This window comes from Tractidigestivibacter scatoligenes (assembly GCF_001494635.1).
GTDB lineage: Bacteria > Actinomycetota > Coriobacteriia > Coriobacteriales > Atopobiaceae > Tractidigestivibacter > Tractidigestivibacter scatoligenes.
This window is the reverse complement of record NZ_LOJF01000001.1, coordinates 1,014,199-1,021,707: the sequence shown is the minus strand read 5'-3', so window position 1 is coordinate 1,021,707 and position 7,509 is coordinate 1,014,199. Positions and strand designations below refer to the sequence as shown.

Below are 7,509 nucleotides of genomic sequence, written 5' to 3'. Positions count from 1 at the left end.
TCGGCCCCCTCGAGGTCGCCGGTCACCTGCGGGGTGACCGTCACGGGCTCGCCGGAGGTGACGCTGGGGGCGGAGAGGCTCACGCCGGTGAAGGACCACCCAGGTGCGACAGCGGACTCAGCAATTGCAGGCAGCGTAACGGCTAGAGTACAGACGAGCGCCAAGGCCAGACCCACTAGACGGTTGACTGGTTTCAAACTCATCGACCTCCAAGAGGTTCTGTTTGGTGACTCTTTTGTGAATTTTTCAGTCACAAGTATAGTCTCTCGTCAATTTGAGCATTGCACACGTTTGTCAGAAGCAACGAATCCAAGCAAAGAAGGCGTGCGCCAACTGCTAGACTTGGGAAAACCCGAAGGGAATAATCTCGGTAATGAGGACTTGCCTATGCCAAGCACCGAAAGCGATAAACCCGCAATTGCCTTCCATTACTTTACGTTTGGCATTGGCGGCGGCGAGAAGGTGACTTCTCTGCTCATCAAATGTTTTGTTGAGCACGGATATCCCGTCACACTTCTTACCGACATTCCGCTTTCCGAAAACCACCAAGAACTGCCCAGCTCAGTTGATTGCGTAGTCCTCCCCTCGGCTGGAGACGCGCGTAGCCAACTTATTCAGGACACAATCGCCCAGCGAAACATCAAGGTTGTGGTGTATGCAAGTTGGCTCTCTACTAAAGCAATCCAGGACGAGGCAGCCATACAGGCGGCTGGCGCCAAATTCGTGTACTTCCCACAGAGCTGCGTCGCTTACTTTGTTGACAAGCCCGACGGCCAATCGCTCCTGCACACCATGAGAACATGCGCTCAAAGCGCAGATGCGGTTGCGGCGCTTGGCCAGTCGGATGTGCTGTTCTGGAAGACTTGGTGCCCAAACTCGTTCCTCGTTACCAATCCCGTTGGCGACTACCTTGCACAAGGCACAACAATCCCCCACGTAAGAGGCACCCGCACTGTCGTATGGTGCGGAAGACTCGATCCGCGCGAGAAGCGTCCCGACCTGGCAATTGAGGTCTTCTCAGCGTTCCATCGTGTGCGGCCAGACTATCGGCTCGTTATCGTAGGCGGGGGCGACGACAACGTTCTTGCGGGTCTCAAGGACCTGGCTGCTCAAAGGGGCATCGCAGATGCGGTGACCTTCGTTGGCTGGGTGAACGACTGCACGCCATACCTCGTCGATTCCGACATATACATCCAGACGTCACCCGTAGAGGGCTTCTGCCTAACTCTTTGCGAGGCAATGAACGTTGGCGTCCCCTCGGTCTGCTTCGAGCTGCCAAACTGCGAGCCAACAAGGGATAGCGGCGTAATGCAAGTTCCCTGGAACGACGTCGAGCAGTTCGTAAACGCGCTTGTCTTTCTCGCTGACTGTAGCGACAACACCTACAGTTCCATCTCGAAACAGGAGTATCAGCGCGTACGAGAACTCTGCGACAAGGACATCTACGGCGAGTGGCATCACGTGCTGGCTGCGGCTCTCGCGCAGGCATCTGCTGATGGCGACAAGGTCGACGACACTCAGACTCGTCTTATGGAATCTCTTGCAGGAGGGTACACGCGGCTTGCAGACGAGACCGCAAGGGCCACGCAGAGGTGCCATGAGCTTGCCAATGATGTGGAGCGCCAGTCAAATGACCTACGCGAGAAGGACTCTCGCATCCAAGAACTAGAGGGGGAGCTTGCCGCCGAGCGTGCGAAAGTCGCCCGATTCGACACCTCAATCTCTTTCAAAATTGGGCGTGCCGTAACAGCCCCACCAAGGTTTATCCGAGATCACCTTGCAAGGCATCGGTAACAGCGCTAAGGAACTCGACCGACAGCTTTTTCAGGCCACTTTGCACAGCCGTACATTAGTCCACGCTCTTCAGGCTCTCCACCATGTCAACGGCGTCGAGGTGGCGCCGCATAGCGAGCATCACTAGCAGCGTGAATCCCATCGTGAGGGCAAATGCAAAGCCATAGCTCGTCGCGTGGATGGTGCGCCCAAACATCACGTAGTCGACCTCGGCAGTGGTGACTACGAAGTTCTCGAGCCACGTCCCCAGAAGCAAGCCCACCGCGTCGCCAATTGCCGCGGTAATGACTATCTCGCGGAAGATGTAGGCGTGAACCTCTCGGCGTGTAAACCCAAGCACGCGCAGGCTTGCTATCTCACGCACGCGCTCGGCCACGTTGATGTTCGTGAGGTTGTAGAGCACGATGAAAGCAAGTGCCGCGGCCGAGACCACCAACACGACGACAACCGCATCCACCACCGAGAGCATGGACCGGTAGAGCTCGATCGTCTCGGACGAGAAAGCCACGGTCGAGACAGCGCCCTCGTCGTGGAGCGCCTCGGAGAGCGCGGTGCGTCCGTCCGCGTCGAGCGTGGTTGCCACCAGAACGGTCGAGAAGGACGGCTCACTTGCATCCACCTTGGTCCAGGCATCGGGCCCCACGTAGACGTAGTTCCCCACGTAGTTCTCGCAGATGCCGGTCACCGTAAGGGCATGCCCCTCGCCCGTTGCGTTGCCCACCTCGTCCACGTCGCGAAGCACCACCGTGTCGCCAACGCCAATGCCCAGGCGGGTCGCGAGCTTCTCGGTAATGACAACGGAGTCGTTGTCGAAGGGTATCTCCTCGTGCGTGGTGCGGCTCCGCAGCGTCACCGCGCCCTCGAAGGTGGACGCATCCTGCGGGACAACCACGCTCACGCGCAGCGTGTCTGTGGTGCCGCTGCTGGCGCCGGCGTGCATGGTGACCTCCTGCACGCGGTCCTCGCGTGTCACCTGGCCGGTCGAGGCAAGGATGTCCTCCACGGCAGCCATGTCTTCATCGGTGGCACCGTCCTTGAGCCCCACAGTGGTGTCGTAGCGAACGATGGGTCCGTACTGGCAGTCGATGATGTCCCAGATGGCATCGTGAAGGCCAAAGCCCACCAAGAGCAGCGCCGTGCAGCCCGCCACCCCAGCCACCGTCATGGCAAGACGGCGCTTGTAGCGGAACATGTTGCGGCAGGTGACCTTCCACGAGAACGAGAGCCTGTTCCAGAGCGGGCGGATGCCCTCGAGAAGAATCCGCTTCCCTGGCTTGGGCGCCAGCGGGAGCATGAGCTGGGCGGGCGTCTCGCGCAGGCTTGAGACAACCGCACCCCAGGTAGCGACAAGCGTCACGCCCACGCCCACGCCACCAGACACCAGAGCCACCGCGGGGTCCACGGGAAGCGGCCATGCCATGGCAGGCACGGCGTAGATAACGCCGTAGGAAGCCATGATGATGGCCGGAAGCGCCTGCGAGAGCACGGTGATACCCAGAACCGCACCTCCCACGCTGGCGATGGCGGCATAGACCAGGTAGCGCGAGGCGATGCGGCCCTTGGAGTAGCCCAGAGCCTTGAGTGTGCCGATAAGGACGCGGTCGTCCTCTACCATGCGGGTCATGGTGGTAAGCGCAACAAGCGCAGCCACGAGGAAGAAGAAGACCGGAAAGACGTTAGCGATGCCGTCCATGCGGCGCGTGTCCTGCATATAGGTCTCGACGCCCTCGTCCTGCGTGCGGTCGAGCAGGTAGACGTCGGGCTTCTCGAGCGCGTCTACCTGGGCCTGGGCATCATCGATCTTCGCCTGTGCGTCATCGAGCTGCGACTGGACGTCTGCTTCCTGCTCCTGGTAGTTGGCAAGGCCCTCCTCGTAGCTTGCCTTGGCGTCCGCCAGCTGGTCTTCGGCCTGGGCAAGCTGGGCCTCGTTCTGGTCGAGCGTGGCCTGAGCAGCCGCAAGCTCTGCCTCGGCGCTCGCGCGCTGCTGGTCGAGCTGGGCATTGGCGGCGTCAAGCTGGGACTGGGTGTCCGTAAGCTGCGCCTGCGCCGAGGAGAGCTGTTCCACGCCCACAAGCGCCTGGTTTACCTGGTCGAGTGATGTCTGCGCCGCTGCAAGCTGAGCGCGCAGGGCCTCGAGCGTTGCCTGATCCGCAGCGTCACCCAGCGCCTCCAAGGCAGAAATCTGCTGTTCGAGGGCATCGATACCTGCGCTGGCCTGCTCCTTCTGGGCAAAAAGCGAGGAGGCCGCCTCGTCGAGCGAGGAGGCGCCAGTCTGCGCGAGCAGGGCGGACGTGCTCGTCTCGAGCTCCTGACGCTGTTGGTCGAGCGTTGCCTGGTTGGCATCGATCTGGTCCTGGGCGTCCTGCAGCTGCGATGCTGCCTCGGCACGCTTTTGTTCGAGCTGCGCCCGGCCATCCTCGAGTTGCGCCCTGCCGGAGGCAATCTCTTCCTCACCCGAGGCAATCTGCTGCGCCGCGTCGTCCAGCTGCGACTTGGCATCCGCAAGCTGCGATTCCGCGTCCGCGCGCTCCTGGTCGAGCTGAGCCTGCGCGTCGTCCACCTTGGCCTGGGCATCCTGGCGCAGATCATCGAGACGTGCCTGGGCCAGCTCGTCCAGGCGTGCGGAGAGCGCCTCCTCCGTGGGTGAGATGGCATCTTCGTAGAACGAGCTTCCGCTCACGGCTGCGTCCGCCCCATCGACGCTCAGGTAGAGCGTGGTCCATGGGTAGTCGTCCGAGAAGGCCGAGGGCAGCACGTAGGCCACCTGCTTCACGGACCCGTCACCAAGCGTCGTGGTGCCAAAGGTGCCTGTGTAGGGATAGCTCGGCGAGCTCATGAGCCCCACCACGGTGAAGGTGCGCACCGAAAGCGTGCCGTCGAGGTCATCCGTACCGTAGAGGACCTCCACCGTATCGCCCACTTCAAGGCCGGGCGTGGCAGCATCACCGTCGAGCAAGCACTCGTCAGCAGACTGCGGCCAGCGCCCCGCCGTCAGGTGCACGCGGTTGAGGTAGGAGTTGTCGGAGGACTCGACCGTCTCGTCAGACGTGCTTGTCGCCGCTTGCGCCGCATCCGCGTCGAGCGACGTGATGCGCACGGCCATCTGCTCGTTGCCAACGCGCGCCATCACGTCGGTGGAGCTTGAGGGCATGACCGCCGTGACGCCCTCGGTAGACGAGACGCGCTCCACGTCCTTCTCCGAGAAGCCCTTCGTGGAAACCAGCCGCAGGTCATAGAGCTTGCAGCCATCAAACCAGCGGTCCGCGGCAAGGCGCATGTCTCGTCCTGACATCTGCAGGCCGGCCAAAAAGCCGCAGCCCAGGGCCACGATGCCCGTGATGGCAAGGAAGCGCCCCATCGAGCCGCGGATGCTCCTCCACACACTTCTTGTGAACGGCGAGGCTGCCACCCCTACCACTCGACCTCTGCCGCATCGAGCGGGTACTCGTTTGTCTCGACGCTCTCGGCGCGTCCCTCTCGCACGTGAATCACTCGGTTAGCGATCTGGGTGAAGGCGGAGTTGTGGGTCACAATTGCCACGGTGCGGCCGCGCTCGCGGCAGGTGCGCTGGAGAAGCCCCAGAATCTGCTTGCCCGTCACGTAGTCCAGGGCACCCGTGGGCTCGTCGCAGAGCAGAAGCTTGGGGTTCTTGGCAAGCGCGCGGGCAATGGCAACGCGCTGCTGCTCACCGCCGGAGAGCTGCGCCGGAAACATGTCCTTGCGCTCGGCGAGGCCAACCTCGTCAAGCACCTCGGCTGCCGGAAGCGGATCCGTGCAAATCTGGCTTGCGAGCTCGACGTTCTCGAGTGCGGTGAGGTTCTGCACCAGGTTGTAGAACTGGAACACAAAGCCAATGTCATGCCGGCGGTAGAGTGTGAGGTCGTGCTCAGAGAGCCCCGAGACCTCGCGGCCCGCAAGCCGGATGGACCCGGAGGTGCAGGAGTCCATGCCTCCAAGCATGTTGAGTACCGTGGTCTTGCCGGCGCCGGACGGCCCCACAATCACGCAGAGCTCGCCCTCCTCGATGTCGAAGGACATGCCGGCAACCGCATGGACTTCGACGCTACCCATGTGGTAGGTCTTACAGACGTCCCTGAACTCAACAAATGCCATGTAACACGCCCAATCCCAGCGGTACCCAGCCATCAGTCCTTGTCCACATTATGCCCGGGACCGCGCTGGATGGCAGGCGGCGCCGGGTGAGGCCACGGCCTTGGCCCGTGGGCGGTACCCTCCTCCTGCTGGCGCTCGCGCTCGGCGAGCATGGCGCGATACCCCTTGAGCGGGTCAAATGGCGAGAAGATCTTTGCCCGCTCCGAGAGGGGCATGGGCTGGCGCGGATGTGGCGTGGCGCGCCCGCCGGCGGCGCTACTCTCCACTGCGATGACCCCCAATCTGCAGGTTGCGCTCGCGCGTGGTTGCCTCGGGGAGAAGGTCCACGCCTTTGAGCAGCGAGTTCTTTCCAAACTTGCGCTTCACGGCGCTGATGGCCTCCTGCCGGCGGCGCTCACGGGCGTCCGCTTCTGGTGTGGCAAAGAGGCTGTCCTGGACGCCGGGGGCATCCTCGGAAAGCACGCCTGTGGCCGTGAGGCCAAGGCGGTGCACCGGGCGCGAACGGTCAACGGAGGAATCGAAGATGCGCGTGATTGCAGCCATGATCTGTTCGCGCGAGCTGGTGGGCACAAGGAGACGCTCGGTGCCGCCGGCGGAGGCAACGGCGCGGTACCAGGCACGAGGGTCCGAGCGGTCACGAATGCCCGCGCGCTCCTCGGCCGAGAGGTCGTATCCCACGTACAGGCTCACGCCACTGGCAACAAGCCGCTGGTCAACGAGGTCGAGCGCGAGAGAGTCTGCCATCTCGCGAGCAATGATGCGCGCACCGGCAAAGTCTCGGTTGCAGCCGAGAACCTGCGCCGTCGAGACGGAATGTGAGCCGGAGCGATAGGCCTTGATGTCTGCCATAGTCACGGGCTCCACGCCCCAGGCGTGGTCGATGAGTATCTCCGCGTCAACGCCAAACTCCCGGTAGAGGGGCTCGGCTGGGTAGGTGGCAACCTGGCCCATGGTATGTATGCCCATGGCTGCCAGGCGCTCGGCAATGCCAGGGCCCACGCGCCAGAAGTCCGTGATGGGACGGTGGTTCCAGAGCGTGGCGCGATAAGTCTCCTCGTCCAGCTCGCCAAAGAAGTCCCTGCTGTGCTTGGCGGTGATGTCGAGTGCGATCTTTGCCAGGTAGAGGTTGGTACCAAGCCCGCAGGTGGCGGGGATGCCAGTGGTCTTCACCACATCCTCGCGAATGCGCTCACCAAGCTCGCGCGCCGTGCAGCCGTAGAGGTCGAGATAGCCCGTGATGTCCATGAAGGCCTCGTCTATCGAGTAGACGTGGATGTCTTCCGGGGCAATCCAGCGCAGGTAGACCGCATAGACGTCACACGAGCGCTCCATGTAGAGCGCCATTCTCGGCGGCACCATCACGTAGTCGATGGTCTGGGGGATCTCGAAGACGCGGCGGCGGTTGCGCACGCCCAGCGCCTTCATGGCCGGCGAGACCGCAAGGCAGATGGTCTTCTCAGTGCGCGAGGGATCGGCCACCACGAGGCGCGTCGCGAGCGGGTCAAGGCCGCGCTCCACGCACTCAACGCTGGCGTAGAAGCTCTTGAGATCTATGCAGAGGTACTGGCGCTCCTGTGCGCGCGCCGCAAGGGCGTCTGCCAC

The 7,509-nt window shown here is 62.7% G+C and carries 6 protein-coding genes; 1 reads left to right on the top strand and 5 read right to left on the bottom strand.

From position 1 onward, the window contains the following. On the bottom strand, positions 1-203 hold a 203-nt coding region (locus tag AUL39_RS11050; RefSeq protein ID WP_153001558.1), incomplete at its 3' end, for a hypothetical protein. 184 nt (positions 204-387) lie between these two features. Here AUL39_RS11050 and AUL39_RS04465 point away from each other — a divergent pair. Continuing rightward, positions 388-1,794, top strand: coding sequence for a glycosyltransferase (locus AUL39_RS04465; protein ID WP_153001557.1), 1,407 nt, complete (start codon positions 388-390; stop codon positions 1,792-1,794). A 55-nt stretch (positions 1,795-1,849) separates the two neighbouring features. Here the strand turns inward: AUL39_RS04465 and AUL39_RS04460 are convergent, their stop codons facing one another. From AUL39_RS04460 to AUL39_RS04445, 4 genes are read right to left on the bottom strand one after another with little or no spacing between them, the layout of a single operon-like run. Beyond that, positions 1,850-5,176 carry an FtsX-like permease family protein gene (locus tag AUL39_RS04460; protein ID WP_235810750.1) on the bottom strand — a complete coding sequence of 1,109 codons (3,327 nt, stop codon included), beginning with the start codon at positions 5,174-5,176 and terminating at the stop codon, positions 1,850-1,852. A gap of 29 nt (positions 5,177-5,205) precedes the next feature. Next, positions 5,206-5,907, bottom strand: a complete 702-nt coding sequence (locus AUL39_RS04455; protein ID WP_059053977.1) for an ABC transporter ATP-binding protein — start codon at positions 5,905-5,907, stop codon at positions 5,206-5,208. 32 nt (positions 5,908-5,939) lie between these two features. Then, complete coding sequence (locus tag AUL39_RS04450; protein ID WP_059053975.1) at positions 5,940-6,173, bottom strand: hypothetical protein; 234 nt, start codon at positions 6,171-6,173, stop codon at positions 5,940-5,942. Beyond that, entirely contained in the window at positions 6,163-7,509 is a 1,347-nt protein-coding gene (locus tag AUL39_RS04445; protein ID WP_059053973.1) for a Y-family DNA polymerase, read from the bottom strand. The genes AUL39_RS04450 and AUL39_RS04445 overlap by 11 nt, the downstream gene beginning before the upstream one ends.

Excerpts from the sequence above, each read along its gene's own strand:
- AUL39_RS04465 (WP_153001557.1), top strand. The coding sequence starts at position 388 with ATGCCAAGCACCGAAAGCGATAAACCCGCAATTGCCTTCCATTACTTT.
- AUL39_RS04455 (WP_059053977.1), bottom strand. The coding sequence starts at position 5,907 with ATGGCATTTGTTGAGTTCAGGGACGTCTGTAAGACCTACCACATGGGT.